This window comes from Shewanella abyssi, assembly GCF_023284025.1.
Lineage (GTDB): Bacteria > Pseudomonadota > Gammaproteobacteria > Enterobacterales > Shewanellaceae > Shewanella > Shewanella abyssi.
Window position 1 is genome coordinate 1 of record NZ_JAKIKR010000016.1, and the last position, 15,911, is coordinate 15,911.

Consider the following 15,911-nt stretch of genomic DNA (forward strand, 5'->3'; position numbering starts at 1 on the left):
CGGCATTACTAAGCTGGTGGCGGAGTGCTAAGCATGACTTAATTGGTATATTAGGCTTATACCCAAGAGGTTTGGGTATAAGCATTGTTCAGCAAGGTCAGATTAGTCTATAGCTGTTGTTTACGGCTATCGATAAAACCTTGTAATACACCGACAAGCAAACCACCAAGGTGGGCGCCATTTGCAATAGATAAGCCGAACATATCGGTAAAGCCAAAAACTAACCACAACAACATGAAGCCGATGTACGCGGGCGGAAGCCCTATTCCAGATGAGGGACGTTTAACGCCCATAATCCAGGTGTAACCGAACACTGCATAAACAACGCCAGATAAACCACCAAAATTTGGACCCGCCATAAAGTACTGCAATATGTTGGGTAGGGTACCACCAACCAATAACAGCATAAATAACGGCTTAAAGCCTATTTTGTTTTCAATCTTTCCGCCTAAGTACCACCACCATAGTAAATTGAAGATGATGTGCATTGCAGAAAAATGGATAAGACTTGGAGTAAATAGCCGCCAAAACTCACTGAACGATGCGGGCGAGGTTGCGCCAAAAAAGGACAAGGCTTCAAAGATGGGGTTAGCAAAACCGAGGTTCATTACGGCATAAATCAAAATACAGGTGAAAAAAAACCCTAAGGTGAGCGGTCCAGCTCCCGCTAAAAATTGGGTAAGTAGTAGTAATTTAGGGTTGCCGTAATCTAATTTTGTATGGGTATCGCCATAGTCCCATGATGCGGCTAAGTATTTTTCATCATAAGGGTTGCTCAGAAAGGCTTGATACTCTTGCTGTACTCGATTCAGATGAGACTCGTCGTGTAATACCAGCATAACCCCCTGCTCGGCAGGCATCACCGCACAGTTAATGTTTTGCCCTTTTAGGTAGTCGATGAGTGCTTGCGCTGCTCTGCCGTTGGGTAAGCTGCCTATCTCTATCATCGACTTCTCCTAATATTTAAGCGTTAGCCTGATGCCAAGCGCTATAGCCGCCATCTAAGCTATAAACATTATCAAATCCCTGCTCATTTAAATAGCTGGCCGCACTTTGGCTACTCATTCCATGATAACAGACAACGATAATAGGCCGATCCATGTCAGCGTCGGCAATATAGTGAGCGAGGTTTTCGTTATTGAGATTAAAAGAAGCATCAATGTGGCCGGCTTCGAAACTAGCAGCATCTCTTATATCCACAATTTGCAGATCAGCCGTGGCTCCCCGCAGTTGAATAAGTTGGTTTACACTCAAGTGTTGAAAAGCTGGCATAGGAAACCTGTCGTCATAGTGGAGTAAATAAGAGGCTGGCATTGTTGCCAGCCCATGGACCAATTAGTCCCAGTTTAAGATGACTTTTCCTGACTGGCCTGAGCGCATAGCGTCAAAGCCCTGTTGGAAATCATCAATCTTGAAGTGATGAGTGATAATCGGGGAAATATCTAAACCTGATTGGATCAAGCTCGCCATTTTGTACCAAGTTTCAAACATCTCACGGCCATAAATACCCTTGATGATCAGCCCCTTAAAGATCACCTTGCTCCAATCAATGGCCATTTCACCGCCAGGAATACCCAGCATGGCAACTTTACCGCCATGGTTCATGGTGTCGAGCATTGAGTGGAATGCCGCGGGAACGCCAGACATTTCAAGACCGACATCGAAGCCTTCGGTCATGCCAAGCTCACTCATAACGTCATCTAAGCTTTCTTTAGTAACGTTGACGGCACGAGTCGCGCCCATTTTCTCGGCAAGTTCCAGACGATAGTCGTTAACGTCGGTGATCACCACGTGGCGTGCACCAACATGACGACATACCGCAGCAGCCATAATACCAATCGGGCCGGCACCGGTAATTAATACGTCTTCACCGACCAAGTCGAATGACAATGCGGTATGAACGGCATTACCAAACGGGTCAAAGATAGAGGCTAAATCGTCAGAAATATCATCAGGGATCTTAAAAGCGTTAAAGGCTGGGATCACTAAATACTCAGCAAAAGCCCCTTCGCGATTGACACCTACACCTGAAGTGTTACGGCATAAGTGAGTACGGCCGCCACGACAGTTACGGCAGTGACCACAGGTAATATGACCTTCACCTGAGACGCGGTCACCAATGGTAAAGCCACGCACTTCTTGGCCAATATCGACAACTTCACCCACATATTCATGACCAACAACCATAGGCACAGGAATGGTGTTTTGCGACCATTCGTCCCAGTTGTAGATATGAACGTCGGTACCACAAATAGCCGTTTTGCGGATCTTAATCAGTAGATCGTTGTGACCCATTTCCGGCTTAGGGGCGTCAACCATCCAGATGCCTTCTTCAGGCTTTAATTTGCTCAGCGCTTTCATTTTTTGACCTATGACAGACCACTGAGTCGCAGTCTGCAAAATTGATTCAATTAGGGCTACAACATGGTGTCGCCCTATTGGTTTAATTCTAGCTGATAATAGCCATCTCTTTTGCGATACGGGTGAAGGCTTCAATCGCTTTGTCGATTTGCGCTTTGGTGTGCGCGGCTGACATTTGAGTACGAATACGAGCCTGGCCTTTTGGTACCACTGGGAATGAGAAGCCAATAACGTAGATGTTTTCTGCCAGTAGACGATTAGCGAAGTCACCTGCAATTTTGGCGTCGCCAATCATCACTGGGATGATTGCATGATCGGCACCACCAAGGGTAAAGCCTGCTGCCGACATCTTCTCACGGAAGTAACGACTATTTTCCCAAACGGCTTCACGCAGTTCTTGACCTGTTTTAAGCATCTCAAGCACGTGAATCGATGCGGTAACGATCGAAGGCGCTAGCGAGTTAGAGAAAAGGTATGGGCGTGAACGCTGACGTAACCACTCAACAACCTCTTTCTTAGCAGAAGTGAATCCACCTGAGGCGCCACCAAGCGCTTTACCTAACGTACCGGTAATGATGTCAACTCGGTCCATCACATCACAGAATTCGTGGGTACCGCGACCTTCTTGGCCAACAAAGCCGACAGCGTGTGAATCATCAACCATAACCAGTGCGTCGTACTTGTCAGCAAGGTCGCAAACGCCCTTGAGGTTGGCGATGACGCCGTCCATTGAGAATACGCCGTCTGTTGCAATCAGGATATTACGTGCACCTGCTTCTTTAGCGGCTTTTAGCTGCGTCTCAAGATCGGCCATATCATTGTTTGCGTAACGGAAGCGTTTTGCCTTACATAAACGCACGCCATCAATAATTGATGCATGGTTAAGTGCGTCAGAGACAATGGCATCTTCTGCGCTTAATAGTGTTTCGAACAAACCAGCATTAGCATCAAAGCATGAAGAGTAGAGAATGGTATCTTCCATGCCAAGGAAGTTGCTTAGACTTGCTTCCAATTGCTTATGAATATCTTGTGTGCCACAGATAAACCGCACAGAGGCCATGCCAAAACCGTGGGCGTCGAGTCCGCCTTTGGCAGCTTTAACAAGTTCAGGGTGATTGGCTAAACCTAAGTAGTTATTAGCGCAAAAATTGATAACTTGGTTGCCATTAACTTTAATTGCAGTTTGTTGAGGAGAAACGATTACGCGCTCGCTCTTATAAAGGCCTTCCGCTTTTACATCGGCAATCTGTTGATTTATTTGATCGTAGAATGAGGTATTTGCCACCCGAATTCTCCTTGATTTAGTATTGTTTTGTTTATTGGAGTGGCGGCATTTTAACCTTAATCAGCCCAGTGCTACAGCCTTTTTTTTAGCGCAGCTGCGAGATAAGTTAGATTAGGGCTACCGCATGTTTCAGATTAGTTAAACTAACGGTATATATTGTATTTTAGTGTTTGAAATCTGGAGGTCGCCGCGTTAACGCGTCCGCTTCATTGCCTGTTTATGCTGTTTTAGTCGCGGCCTTGAAAGCTTGGCTGTGCAGCTGGCGAAACTTACTATTACCACTATTTCTAATGGTGGCGTTGATACGTTGATTGCTGAATGATAACGATATCGACTCCAAAGTGGTATTGATAAGGTGCTGGATCCACACCTTATTGTTGTCATCAATAAACTAAGACGGGGTGCTAGAACTGAGCGCCATTGAGCGGTAGTAGTCTTCAAGCCTTTCAAAGGTGGCGGAGGAGTTTGGAGTGGAATAGGCTCTAAATATCATGATGACTCGCAATAGACCTTCATATAATGACTCTTTAGTGATTGAGCCGATACAAGATTGTGTTTGAGTTAACTTATAGCTTATCCAGAAACTCACTAGCATTTTAATGGTATCAGCCAGTGGTGCGATGTCTTCTTCACTAATTGCTAGGAAGCCATCTTGAGTCAGTTTTATCAGTACACTGCTAGAGCGTGCTAAAACATCTTGCTGTGCCTGTAAATATCGATTCTTTAACGCATCATCACGACTCAGAATATCGGCAAGGTTGGCATACATAAAGCGGAACTGCCATAAGGTGTAGAACATGGCATCAAAGTAGCCAACCAATAGTTCGACATCGACCTCTTTGTCTACATAGGGCTGAAAGCCTGACTCTAAATGTTGTTCGTAGAGGCTGAAAATCGAGCGAATAATGTCTTCTTTATTGCGGAAGTGATAGTAGAGGTTCCCCGGACTAATATTTAGATGTGCTGCAATATGATTAGTCGTGATTGCTCTTTCGCCATGCTGATTGAACAACTCTAAGCTGGCTTGGACAATTTTGTCTCGGGTCTTCATATTCATCCTAAATGATTTATATCCACGAAATCACCAACCTTGGTGTCGACAGTGTTTGGCTTGGCTATCTGAAAATGCGCGAGCAACTCGACATATTCGCAGTTTGGCATCTACGTTAAGTTGTGACTATCATGTTAGCATTAATGCAATTCTTCAAGTAAAACTCACTAAAGTAAAAAAATTAATGAATCGTAGCCTTTATTCTGCTTTGCTTTACCTCCTTTTACCGCTGTTATTGGTCTATTTAGCAGTACGTGCCTTTAAAAGCCCCGATTACCGTGGCCGCTGGGGCGAACGATTTAGCCTAAAAGGCTTACAACAAACCGACCTGTTACTGCATTGTGTTTCAATGGGAGAAACCATTGCCGCGATCCCTCTTATAAAACAGATCCAAGCGACCTATCCAGACTTAACTATTACGGTTACCACGACTAGCCCTACAGGCTCTGCTGAAGTGGTGCGGGCATTTGCTGGCACGGTACAACATTGTTACTTACCCTTTGATTTAGCGTGGTGTAGTAGGCGTTTTGTAAAGCAGGTGGCACCGAAGACCTGCATCATTATGGAAACAGAGCTTTGGCCCAATTTGATTCATTACCTAAAGAGCAATGATACCAAGGTGTTACTGGCTAATGCTCGCTTATCGCAAAAGTCTGCTGATGCCTATCAAAAGCGTCCGAAGTTGAACTTACCTATGCTACAAAGCTTAGATGCGATAGCGGCCCAATCAGATCAAGCTGCAACCCGTTTTATTAAGCTTGGAGTCAACCAGGATAAGGTGACAGTTTGCGGTAGCCTAAAGTTTGATTTAACCATTGAACATGCACGTATTGAGGCAGCCAAGGCTCTGCGTGAAAGCTGGCAAGCGCGGCATCGACCTGTTTGGGTGGCGGGTTCGGTACACCCCGGAGAGTTTGAGTTGGTGCTGCAAGCTCATCAAAGAGTCATGCAGCAATATCCTACAGCTTTGATGGTTATGGTGCCAAGGCACCCAGAGCAGTTTGACGCCGCGGTAACAGCCGTTAAACAGGCAAATATGCTGGTGGCTCGACGTAGCCTGAGTCAAGATGTGACCGCACAAACTCAGGTTGTTGTCGGCGATACGATGGGAGAGTTACTGACGTTATATGCTGCAGCGGATCAAGCTTTTGTTGGTGGTACGCTCATTGAGAGTGGTGGGCACAATCCTCTAGAGCCCGCCGCGGTCGGCTTACCCGTTTGCGTGGGACCGCATCATTGGGACTTCAAAGAGATTGCTCAGCTGCTAGAAGTCAAAGGCGCATTGCAGATCGTTGATTCAAGTGAGCAGTTAGCTGTGTTCCTCATTGAACTGTTCGCCAACAAGCAGGTTTATACCACGGCTAGCGATGCCGCTAAGCAAGTTGTTGCAGAAAACCGAGGCGCGCTACAAAAGCAGTTTTCGCTGGTGGAATCACTGCTTAGTGGTAAAGTTTAATCTAATAAGAAATCAAGCTAAGCCGTTTAAAGCACGGCTTATTTGTTGGCTAATGCGCCGTGGTAAGCGTGATGCAGGTGCTGCCAGTCTGCCTCAGTAAAGGCAAGTTGCGGCAGTTTGGCTAACTCCTTTCTAAATGAGCGCAGTAAACGGTCTATATTGGATTGTTGCCAATCAGCCCTCGGCGCGCGTATTTCACCACGGTCAAAATCGATTAAATAGAATTGCTCTGCAGTAATGAGTATGTTCTTGGCATTCAGATCGGCGTGATATACACCGTGATTATGGAAACGAGCAATACATTGGCCGAGGGATTGCCATTGCTCTGCAGTCATCGCGCTTTTGCTTAGCCGAGCGACTAAATCTTCAGCGCCCTCGACTCGTTCAATAATTAAATCTGCGCGATAGCAAATACCTTTACGTTCTACGTTGGCAGCAATGGGCTTTGGCACTGGAAAGCCTTGTTGATACAAGTTTTCCAGTAATGCTAATTCAGCTACGGCGCGAGTACGTGCTAAGCCAGTAAACAAATATTGGTCACGGCTAATTTTCTCGATCAAGCCACCACGATAATAATGACGTAGTACCCACTGTTGCTGTGTTGCCGCTAATTGACTCGCATCTACAAACCAGGTGGTATAGCGGCCTTTCGATGACCCTGTTACCGCGGAATGGGCACGCCAAAAATCCACCCCAAACCAAGAAACTTCAATCTCTTGCGGTGTTTGTTCACTATAGGCAATGCAGCCGATGGCTGTTTTTTTAAACTTCATAGATAGAATTGTACGCTAAAGCGTGGAACCTGCCGCCATTCTACATTAAGATCGGTAGATTACGCCAAACAACCTTCGAGCATTATGAGCTTAACGACCCCTGATAATTGCGTTACACCACAAGCAGACGCGTTAGATTTAACGCATGCTAAGTCCTTGTGCTTGCTTAGGCTGTCGGCGATTGGTGATGTTTGCCACGCGGTGGCTATGGTGCAGGCGATTCAGCGACGTTATCCCGATCTTAAAATCACTTGGATTTTGGGGAAAATTGAATACCAGTTGCTAAAGCATCTTCCAGGGGTAGAGTTTGTCATTTTTGATAAATCCCAAGGCTGGCGCAGTTACCTTAATCTTAAGCATGTGCTTAAGGGGCAAAAGTTTGATGTACTATTACACATGCAAATAGCGCTGAGGGCGACGATTGCCTCTCTGGCTATATCGGCAAAGTTGCGTATCGGCTTCGATCGCTTTCGAGCAAAAGAGGGTCAGTGGCTGGTGACTAATCACCGCATAGAGCCACAAGTCACCCCCCATGTACTTGACGGTTTTATGGGATTTGCGCAAGCAGTAGGCGTTACAGATCTAATCCCTCGCTGGAATATTCCAGTATTAGCAGCGGACACTGAGTTTGCCAAGGCGCTTATTCCGAGCGGCAGCCCTGTGCTGGTCATTTGTGCGGCCGCGAGTAAAGCGGAGCGTAATTGGTTACCAGAGCGCTATGCTGCGGTGGCAGATCATGCAGTCGAAAAGGGCTATCGTGTCATTTTATGTGGTGGACCAACGACGCTTGAGCAGGTGCTTGCCGATAACATTCAACGCGCCGCTCAGTCTGAACTTGAAAACCAAGTGGGTAAAACCACATTGCTGCAACTTTTAGCGGTATTAAAACAAGCGACGATTGTACTCGCACCTGATACTGGCCCAGCTCATATGGCCGTTACCCAAGGCACTCCTGTTATAGGTTTGTATGCGCATTCGAATCCCGGTCGTACGGGGCCTTACACATGTTTAGGCTCCGTCGTCAGTGTATATCAGCAGGTGATTACCAAGCAAAAGCAAGGCGATATTCCATGGGGGGTACGTGCTAAAGGGGATAACTTGATGGCTAAGATCGATGTTGACCCCGTTATTGGACAGTTCGATCTGCTCGCTAAAGCGTGGAATTAGTCGCGGCGATTCACACCGAAGAATAGTAATATTACAGACGTACTAATTAAACTGGTCTGCAAAAAATATACGTTCTTGGCTTATAACGTTTAAATACAGCATGATTTGAATCAGTGCATTTTGTATTAGATCTTGTTTTGAACCAGAGAATACAATGTATTCAATTTGGTAATTATGGGGTAGCGAAAAGTACAGTGAACTTTCCATCCCCCCCATTTTTTCGGGTAGATTATCTGTCATGATTAATGTTTCAAAAGGGATCGTTGACCTCATCTCTTCCATCTTATGAGCTTGAATTATTTCTTGATTAAAATCTGCAAAAGGGTGGCCTTTGAACTGTAATCTATCGGCCTTTAATTGGGGAATAACGCCAGTCTCAGAAAGTGAGTCTGCGATCACTCTGATCTGCAAAGCACTACTGGCAATAGTCGAGCCAACACCTATGAACATAAACTTAGAACGTTGATCCTCAGTGGCGGATTTTGCCATATTACGTGGATCTGACAAGCCTACCATCTGATAGAAAAGTGATGTTTGCTCTGCACTAAATGAAGCGTTGCTAAGATAATCCCATCTTATTTGTTTTGTCCTACCTGCCAAGTGTACCTTTAGCAAACTAATTTCAGGCTTCTCCAAATAATCCATGCGCAACATGTGATAAGTGGTTGGAAATAACCTATGCCAGTTAAAGATACTTGATATGCAGCGGGGGAGTTTATTGGAGCGCTGGCTGAGTGCTCTAATGACTCTGTTTTCGCCGCCTTTTAAGTAGCTTTTGAGGTTGTTTAGACCGGCACATAAATCATGGCTTTGCTCTGCTGCAGATAATATCTCCCATTGATACATTTTTTGATATTCAGAAGCTCCATCATCAATCAATTCGAGCTGTTTGATCATAACGCCTGATATTTGCGTTACTCTTCTTATCAACCTAGAAAGGTCTTTGCTCCAGTAGGTATTACCAAAAATGATTACTTGAGCTTTAGATTTTGTGCGAAGTATTGAGCAAGCAGACTGGTAGAGTGACTCTAATGATGCAAAGGACGTAGCGTTTAGCTGTGAGAGGAGTTTTTCATCAGTAATCGGATGCCGCAACCAGCAGATTAGCTTAGGGTGTTTACTCATCGATTCGGCTATCATTGCCATCTGTTGAATCGTCGGTAGTGTAGCCCGATCAATATAGATTTCTAATGTGAAAATTGAATCACTAATCGTTGATTTCAGCATATAATCATTGGGTTTATCGTCAGTTTTATCATTATAAGCTGTGTTAATTGCACCATTCAAACCTTTAAAAGCTATATTCTGTAGTTAGTATCACTAGATGCTTGATGAACGTGGTAATATTAAGGTGTTTTCATGCATTTGCTCTACAATTATTCGTCGTTCTTTCTAGGAAAATTGGATGTCTTTGGTTCCTAAATTTTTATTCATTCCAGTTTCTTCAGCTGAAGGCGTTGGTGAGTATATGCGATCCTTGATTGTCGCTAATGAGGTGAAGCGACGTTGGCCAGAGGCCGATATTCAATTCATTTTGAGCCGTCAGGCGCCTTATTCCTCGACTTGCCCCTATCCTGTGGCACTGTTAGACGATACCCCCACCAAAAATATTAAAGCGGTGAATGATTTCATCTCTTTCTATCAACCTGAGTTTGTCATTTTTGATGCCTCCGGTCGCCGCTCTCAATTGGTTCATGCCAATAAGCTTGGCGCTAAAGTTATATTTATCAGCCAGCATAAGCGTAAGCGTAGCCGGGGGATGAAAGTGCTTCGTGCGCGGGTGACTGATAGCCATTGGGTGGTACAACCTGAATTTGTTATTGGTGATATTAGTTGGTTCGATAAGCTAAAACTAAAATTTATTACCAAGTCAGAACCGACAGTCATAGGCCCTATTTTCGTTAACCCGAGTGTAAATCGACAAGCAGAGCAGTTGGCTCATTATGGTTTAACCAGAGGGGGCTTTATTTTGCTCAATGCGGGCTCTGGTGGACATCAAAATGGTAATGGTTATGTGGTAGAGGAGTTTGCCAGAGCCGCCGTCAATATTTACCAAGCTACGCAGATCCCTTGCGTGATGGTGTACGGACCGAGTTACCCTGGTGATATTCCGTTAGTTGAAGGTGTTACCACAATAAAGATGCTCAATCATGAAGCGTTAATTGACCTGCTTGATGCTGCAAAAGTGGCAATATTAAGTGGTGGTGACACACTACTACAGGCTATTGCACTGAAAAAAATGACCCTGTCGGTTGCTGTAGCCAAAGACCAGAATCATCGCGTTAAAGTGTGCAAAGAGAGTGGGTTAACGATAAGTTCTGAGCTAGATGCTCAATTAATAACTGACAACTTAATAAAATTAATCACAACAGATAACCAGCTAGCATTGCAGTCAGCACTGGCTAAATGTGACTGTGAAAATGGATTAGATATTGGCATGAAAATAATAAGTGATTTATTTGATTACAAATTTGGAGCTCAGCAATGAGAGTTGCAATAGGTAAGAGGTTTCCATTAGCGTCAAACCGGTAAAGCTAATGTTTGCAGTTAGGCTAGATTCGCTATTGGCGACACCTCATTAATGACTGTCGATATTGAAGCAGAGGTTAAGTCGGTAGGTATTGTTAAATATGTTTTCGGGGGAGATTGTTGTGAGTTCAAGCAACAAGCGTTATCTATTATATATTGCACAGAATTATTCTTATGCCATCTTAAGGCCGTTGCAGACGGCAATACGGGCAAGAGGAGATGAGGTGTGCTGGTTTTTTGAAGGCGATGATGTAAACCCCTCATTTCTGAAGCCGACCGAAAAGCGTTTATCCACTATTGCAGAGGTGCAAGCTTGGCTGCCTGATGCGGTTTTGGTTCCTGGTAATGTGGTTCCAAACTTTATTCCTGGCGTCAAAGTGGGGGTTTTTCATGGGTTTAATGCTGGAAAAATGAACCACAAAGGCCGTGAAGATCATTTTGAAATACGTGACTGTTTTGATCTGTACTGCACTCAAGGTCCCGCAACTACTTTGCCATTTATCCGCTTGGCTGAAAAGTTTGCCACGTTTAAAATTGCCGAAACTGGCTGGCCAACATTAGACCCAATGTTTAAAGGTGATATGCCGCAGCCTTACGCTGTCGAAGGTGATGATCGGCCTGTTGTGCTCTTTTGCTCAACGTTTTCTCGCAGCTTATCTTGTGCGCCAGTCGTTTATGAGCAAGTTAAAGCGATGTCGACGCAGGGTAACTGGCGCTGGTTGGTACAGTTTCACCCCAAAATGAGTCCACAGATTGTTGAAAAATATAAAGCGCTTGAGAATGAGAACTTAACCTTTGTGGAAACAGATGATGTATTACCACTGCTGAAAGCAGCTGATGTGATGTTGTGTGATACTTCGTCAATATTGATTATGTTTTTACTGCAAGGCAAGCCTGTGGTGACTTTTAATAATCGAACTAAACGTTCGCATCTGCTGAATGTCGACTGCATAGAAGACATTCAACCTGCATTAGAGTGTGTTTTAACTAAACCTGCTGAGTTGATGGAAGAAATAGAACAGTATTGTGACGATATTCACCCATACCGTGATGGTTTATCTAGTGAGCGAGTCTTAACGGCAGTAGATGAATTGATTGCACAAGGCACCGACGATCTTAAACTTAAACCCGCTAATTTGCTGCGTCTTTTTAAGATGCGCAAGAAGCTGGGTTACTGGAAGCTATAGAATATGAATGTACTAGAAAGTGTTGGTGTTAGAACAGACAATATATTGGTGTTTGAAAGTACTTATTACAGCCTGTTCTTGTACTTATTATGTGATGACGCATGGAGAGGGAGAGACTTTCTTATCTTTGGTGACCGTATATCAATTGAGTCGTTAGAAAGGTTAAAGAAATACGCGAATGTTTTGGACGAAAGCTATCTTTATATGCCAAGACCAATGCCTACGATGCTGAAAAATCCTTTCAATTATGTAGCTAGAAAGATTGCGCAGAAAAAGCTATTCGCCATGTACGAGTATTGTATTGGTCATGCAAGGCAGATTAATAATTGGTTAGTTGAGACTAAACGGATTCAGATTGAAGATGGTACAGCGACTCACTATGAGCTTACACATGGGGACAAGAAGCGAGGGCTTTTTGATATTATCAGTTTGAAAGAACCTCAGAAAGTTGACCGAATTGACAAGTTTATTGTGGCGAAAGATCTTAAGCCGTTGGAGCAGTTTGAAGGGAAAGTTGTAACGATTGATTTTTTTCAGCTTTGGAAGCATAAGAGCCCAGAGCAAAAAAATGAAATACTTGATGTTTTTGATGTTGATGCTAGTCAGTTTAATTTAATAAATCAGGGCTGTAGTGTATTATTTACTCAACCTTTGAGTGAGATTAACGATTATGCAGAGGTAAAAAAAATCAATGGTTATAAGAAACTTGTTCAAGAGCTTTTAATTGAAGAGTCAGATTTAGTCATCAAGCCTCATCCTAGAGAGGTCACTGACTATAAACTTCACTTTCCAGGGGCTATTATTTTAAAAGCTAGTTTTCCCTGTGAGCTAATGCCTTTATTAAATGTGAGGGTCGATAAGGTTATATCTTTGAGCTCGACTGCTGGTAGCTGTTTTCTCGGCTTTTGTAATGAAATTATTTATGCCAAAGCACCTACATATTTTGATATGCCGCAAAAATTGCAGGATAGTATTAATAAGTTTGATTTATAGTTTTGCGTGCAATACTGACACTAAGCCTATTGTGTCAGTATTGCACGAGGCATTTTTACTAACCTCTGCAAACCGCATTAACGTTCGTTAAGCGCGTTAATCACCTTGTCGACATCCAGCGGCACATCTACAGCAATACTCGAACTGGCAACCTCAATCATTTTGACTGGGATGTCATTTTCGAGGAAGCGTAAAATTTCAATATCTTCAACCTCTTCGATTGCCGTTTTTTGCTGATGTGATGCAAAAAATTCCAAATGAGCTTTAGAAAAGGCATAAATACAGACCTGCTTAAAGCCAAAGGAAAATCCATTAGTCTTACTGACTGGTATCGGCGAACGGCTCATATAGAGCAGGTTTCCTGTTTTACTGGCAACGACCTTAGGAACGGTAAAAGAGCGAAACTCCGCTTCAGCAGTGATCGGGCACATCGCATTGACTACCGTTTCTGGTTGTTTCTGGTACTCATTGATCACGCTGATGATATCGTTAGGTTCAATTAACGGTTCATCACCTTGCACGTTGATAACGAAGTCACAATCTAGCTGCTGATTCGCTTCAGCGAGTCTATCTGTGCCGGTAAGGCAGTTTGATGAAGTCATAATAACTTGGGCACCAAACTGTTCGGCTGCAGACTGGATTTTATCGCTGTCAGTGGCAACATAGACTTTATCTTGGCCAACGGCTGCGCAGCAGCGCTCCCAAACACGCTGTATCATCGACTTTCCTAGAATATCGATTAATGGCTTGCCCGGAAAGCGACTCGATTGGTAACGAGCGGGAATGACGACTGCATATTTCATATTGTAAGGATCCAATTGCTAATTATTGACTTGTACTTGTTGAGGCCAGCGCTCAATAACTTCAAACTGATGTTCGTTAGCCAGCGATTTCATTCGCTGCGGAACATTCGAAAATGGCACATAGCAGATGAAATCGATGTTGTTTGCTTGGCTGGCATCAAAGTCAGACACGGCATCGCCAATCATCAGCGCTTTGTTGTGTGTTTGGCTCTGTAAGATATCGCTCAGCAGTTGGGCTTTTGGTATCGGTGAGCCAAAAACATTAACAAAATACTTATCGAGGCCACGGCTTTTGAATACAGAACGAAGTTCGCTTTGTTCTGAACCGCTGGCTACAAACTTTTGTCCCGGCAGCGCTTGGATTAAGCTTAAGAAGCCGGGAGTGAGCTTTGCTGTTAAATATAGCGCCTTGCATTGTGCAGAAAAATCACTGAGTATTTTTGCTTCAACTAGCGTTTTTTGATCATCTTTGAGCTCAAGTATGTCATTAACAAAATGAGCTATGTGATGAAACCTCGACTTACCAAAGTTATTGGCAAAGTAGGTCACGCACTCAGTCACGAGTTCAGGGGTTAAAGAAAGCGCTTCAAGCGCTTCCTTCATTGCCTGCACTTTAAGTGCGTTTGAATCTAAAATGACCCCGTCACAATCAAAAATATATAGATCGTAATTATAAATTTGGTGCATAAATAGAGCCCTGTAAAATCGGATAGCTCGTTGGCGTTAATGCAGTAATTTGCAGCGTTGGTGCAAAACTTTTGAATTTTGCCAATAAGTCGATCATCTCTGTTTGACGAATATCACCGCGCTCATAACCATCAACACCCACAACTGAAACATGCGTAGCTTGCGCGTGCACGGCTATCGCCAGTGCATAAGCTGCGGTGAGATCATAAGGTACGCTACAATAGTTATCTTTGACAATAAAATCATCAGCTTCAATGTTCAAACCATAATCAAAGAACTCGTTAGAGACATTGCTTAGCTCTTCATCAGTAAATCGGTGTGCAGGCATAATCAGCGGCTGTTTTAGATTCTTATATACATCATGTTCTGATAGGAACTTACTGTTATGAGAAACACAGTAATAGTTAACAAACCTTGATGCCAAGGTGCTTACCGCATTGATTGCAATAACAATTGGTTGGCGATCTTGAATATAAGCTTCTATAGCGGGTAGGTAACGCTTCAGGCTTGGGCCATTACTGACGATAAGCACTTCTTTATCTTTGAATTTGCCCAGTAACTTATCGGTACCAGATATCGCTTTGGTGGAGGTGTCGAATGAAATAGCCGATTCCATCACATCACCATTGTATGATGTAGTGCCTTCAAGTTGGCTTAAGTAGTTTATTGCGCCAACGATCTCTTCGGTGCCGTAATGCTTATTCGAGATGAGGTTTTGAATATACGTCGGGTGTACATCATTTTGTGCACCAAGGAAGTACAGTAAGCTACTACCCCAACCATAGTCTTTCTGCATCTGTTCGAAATGGCGAATAACCAGTTCATAAACGGCAGAAGGTTGATATGGCGTAGTGTCGTTATCGATGACAGCCAATAAGCTTTCAGTTTGCGCATTACCAGCACCACGGCCCATACCAGTGACGGTGACGTCTAACCAAGTCACGCCTAGGCTTTTTGCCGTGATCGTATTGTCGAGGGCTTTACCCATATTATTATGGGTATGGATGCCGATATCACCTTGCCATTGAGTGCGAAGCGCTTTGACGATGCGAGTGACCTCTTCTGCATCCATATTACCCAGAGAATCGGCAAAATAAAGCGAATCTAGACCATTCCACTTAGCCGCTATTGCTGCTTTTTCTGCAATAATAGCATCCGGTTTACCACCGGCTTGCATTAAATTATAACCCACGATATAGCCTTTGGCTTTGAGGGCGTGAACGATGGCTTCAGATTTTTCGACTTCATGGAAATGAGCTGCAACACGCACAAGATCGATAGGGCTTTGAACTGCATCAGCGAACAATGCGTCTACAGCTTGTTCAATCGACATCGGTGCATCAAGAATGGTTTTAGCGTCGACCATCACCCCATAAGTTGGGCCTGCTGGGAGATTTAGGCTCTTGATAAAGGCCTCTGTAGTATACGCAAATGGACCATCAAAACCTGGCTTAGGAAAGTTACGCAGCCCTAGCTCCACGTAATCTATTTTGGCTGCCGCCATAGCGGCTAAATAAGCGGTTACAACCTCGGGAGAAAAATCCCAATTGTTGTAGTAGCCACCATCTCTCAAAGTACAATCAAGAATATACATAGTTCACCAATAAATAAAAATGCTA

Annotated in this window: 15 protein-coding genes; 5 read left to right on the forward strand and 10 right to left on the reverse strand. The window is 43.9% G+C overall.

Translation table 11 applies throughout. The annotated features are described in order from the left end of the window. Positions 1–107 precede the first annotated feature (107 nt). The 5 genes from glpG to L2755_RS09020 form a co-directional block, all read right to left on the reverse strand. Positions 108–947 carry a rhomboid family intramembrane serine protease GlpG gene (gene glpG / locus L2755_RS09000; protein ID WP_248980354.1) on the reverse strand — a complete coding sequence of 280 codons (840 nt, stop codon included), beginning with the start codon at positions 945–947 and terminating at the stop codon, positions 108–110. Positions 948–963: 16 nt separating this feature from the next. Continuing rightward, on the reverse strand, positions 964–1,272 hold the full coding sequence (gene glpE, locus L2755_RS09005; RefSeq protein ID WP_248980355.1) for a thiosulfate sulfurtransferase GlpE: 309 nt from the start codon (positions 1,270–1,272) through the stop codon (positions 964–966). Between the two features lie 63 nt (positions 1,273–1,335). Further along, entirely contained in the window at positions 1,336–2,361 is a 1,026-nt protein-coding gene (gene tdh, locus L2755_RS09010; protein WP_248980356.1) for an L-threonine 3-dehydrogenase, read from the reverse strand. 88 nt (positions 2,362–2,449) lie between these two features. Beyond that, complete coding sequence (locus L2755_RS09015) at positions 2,450–3,646, reverse strand: glycine C-acetyltransferase (RefSeq protein WP_248980357.1); 1,197 nt, start codon at positions 3,644–3,646, stop codon at positions 2,450–2,452. 391 nt (positions 3,647–4,037) lie between these two features. Then, entirely contained in the window at positions 4,038–4,697 is a 660-nt protein-coding gene (locus L2755_RS09020; RefSeq protein ID WP_248980358.1) for a TetR/AcrR family transcriptional regulator, read from the reverse strand. 184 nt (positions 4,698–4,881) lie between these two features. Here L2755_RS09020 and waaA point away from each other — a divergent pair, with 184 nt between their 5' ends. Further along, a complete protein-coding gene (waaA, locus tag L2755_RS09025; protein ID WP_248980359.1) occupies positions 4,882–6,153 on the forward strand; it encodes a lipid IV(A) 3-deoxy-D-manno-octulosonic acid transferase in 1,272 nt (423 codons plus the stop codon). Positions 6,154–6,191: 38 nt separating this feature from the next. Here the strand turns inward: waaA and L2755_RS09030 are convergent, their stop codons facing one another. Next, positions 6,192–6,926, reverse strand: a complete 735-nt coding sequence (locus L2755_RS09030) for a 3-deoxy-D-manno-octulosonic acid kinase (protein WP_248980360.1) — start codon at positions 6,924–6,926, stop codon at positions 6,192–6,194. A gap of 207 nt (positions 6,927–7,133) precedes the next feature. On the opposite strand from L2755_RS09030, the gene L2755_RS09035 reads away from it, so the two are divergent. Next, the gene (locus tag L2755_RS09035) at positions 7,134–8,093 is read left to right on the forward strand and encodes a glycosyltransferase family 9 protein (RefSeq protein WP_428847786.1); all 960 of its coding nucleotides are present in this window, start codon (positions 7,134–7,136) and stop codon (positions 8,091–8,093) included. A 42-nt stretch (positions 8,094–8,135) separates the two neighbouring features. On the opposite strand, the gene L2755_RS09040 is transcribed toward L2755_RS09035, so the two are convergent. After that, positions 8,136–9,380, reverse strand: a complete 1,245-nt coding sequence (locus L2755_RS09040) for a hypothetical protein (protein WP_248980362.1) — start codon at positions 9,378–9,380, stop codon at positions 8,136–8,138. Between the two features lie 118 nt (positions 9,381–9,498). On the opposite strand from L2755_RS09040, the gene L2755_RS09045 reads away from it, so the two are divergent. From L2755_RS09045 to L2755_RS09055, 3 genes are all read left to right on the forward strand, one after another. After that, the gene (locus L2755_RS09045; protein WP_248980363.1) at positions 9,499–10,581 is read left to right on the forward strand and encodes a hypothetical protein; all 1,083 of its coding nucleotides are present in this window, start codon (positions 9,499–9,501) and stop codon (positions 10,579–10,581) included. 142 nt (positions 10,582–10,723) lie between these two features. Further along, positions 10,724–11,809, forward strand: a complete 1,086-nt coding sequence (locus L2755_RS09050; RefSeq protein ID WP_248980364.1) for a CDP-glycerol glycerophosphotransferase family protein — start codon at positions 10,724–10,726, stop codon at positions 11,807–11,809. A gap of 3 nt (positions 11,810–11,812) precedes the next feature. Next, positions 11,813–12,802: a glycosyltransferase family 52 gene (locus L2755_RS09055; RefSeq protein WP_248980365.1), complete on the forward strand. Its 990-nt coding sequence runs from the start codon at positions 11,813–11,815 to the stop codon at positions 12,800–12,802. A gap of 77 nt (positions 12,803–12,879) precedes the next feature. On the opposite strand, the gene L2755_RS09060 is transcribed toward L2755_RS09055, so the two are convergent. Genes L2755_RS09060 through L2755_RS09070 form a run of 3 tightly spaced genes read right to left on the reverse strand, consistent with a single transcriptional unit; the run spans position 12,880 to position 15,886 of the window. Continuing rightward, positions 12,880–13,605 (reverse strand): 3-deoxy-manno-octulosonate cytidylyltransferase, encoded by a 726-nt coding sequence (locus L2755_RS09060; protein WP_248980366.1) that lies wholly within the window; start codon positions 13,603–13,605, stop codon positions 12,880–12,882. Between the two features lie 18 nt (positions 13,606–13,623). Continuing rightward, a complete protein-coding gene (locus L2755_RS09065) occupies positions 13,624–14,292 on the reverse strand; it encodes an HAD family hydrolase (RefSeq protein WP_248980367.1) in 669 nt (222 codons plus the stop codon). Continuing rightward, complete coding sequence (locus L2755_RS09070) at positions 14,276–15,886, reverse strand: pyruvate carboxyltransferase (protein WP_248980368.1); 1,611 nt, start codon at positions 15,884–15,886, stop codon at positions 14,276–14,278. The genes L2755_RS09065 and L2755_RS09070 overlap by 17 nt, the downstream gene beginning before the upstream one ends. Positions 15,887–15,911: the final 25 nt, after the last annotated feature.

Excerpts from the sequence above, each read along its gene's own strand:
- L2755_RS09050 (WP_248980364.1), top strand. The coding sequence starts at position 10,724 with ATGTTTTCGGGGGAGATTGTTGTGAGTTCAAGCAACAAGCGTTATCTA.
- L2755_RS09045 (WP_248980363.1), top strand. The coding sequence starts at position 9,499 with ATGTCTTTGGTTCCTAAATTTTTATTCATTCCAGTTTCTTCAGCTGAA.
- L2755_RS09030 (WP_248980360.1), bottom strand. The coding sequence starts at position 6,926 with ATGAAGTTTAAAAAAACAGCCATCGGCTGCATTGCCTATAGTGAACAA.
- L2755_RS09070 (WP_248980368.1), bottom strand. The coding sequence starts at position 15,886 with ATGTATATTCTTGATTGTACTTTGAGAGATGGTGGCTACTACAACAAT.
- glpG (WP_248980354.1), bottom strand. The coding sequence starts at position 947 with ATGATAGAGATAGGCAGCTTACCCAACGGCAGAGCAGCGCAAGCACTC.
- waaA (WP_248980359.1), top strand. The coding sequence starts at position 4,882 with ATGAATCGTAGCCTTTATTCTGCTTTGCTTTACCTCCTTTTACCGCTG.
- L2755_RS09060 (WP_248980366.1), bottom strand. The coding sequence starts at position 13,605 with ATGAAATATGCAGTCGTCATTCCCGCTCGTTACCAATCGAGTCGCTTT.
- L2755_RS09055 (WP_248980365.1), top strand. The coding sequence starts at position 11,813 with ATGAATGTACTAGAAAGTGTTGGTGTTAGAACAGACAATATATTGGTG.
- glpE (WP_248980355.1), bottom strand. The coding sequence starts at position 1,272 with ATGCCAGCTTTTCAACACTTGAGTGTAAACCAACTTATTCAACTGCGG.
- L2755_RS09035 (WP_428847786.1), top strand. The coding sequence starts at position 7,134 with ATGGTGCAGGCGATTCAGCGACGTTATCCCGATCTTAAAATCACTTGG.
- L2755_RS09065 (WP_248980367.1), bottom strand. The coding sequence starts at position 14,292 with ATGCACCAAATTTATAATTACGATCTATATATTTTTGATTGTGACGGG.
- tdh (WP_248980356.1), bottom strand. The coding sequence starts at position 2,361 with ATGAAAGCGCTGAGCAAATTAAAGCCTGAAGAAGGCATCTGGATGGTT.
- L2755_RS09020 (WP_248980358.1), bottom strand. The coding sequence starts at position 4,697 with ATGAAGACCCGAGACAAAATTGTCCAAGCCAGCTTAGAGTTGTTCAAT.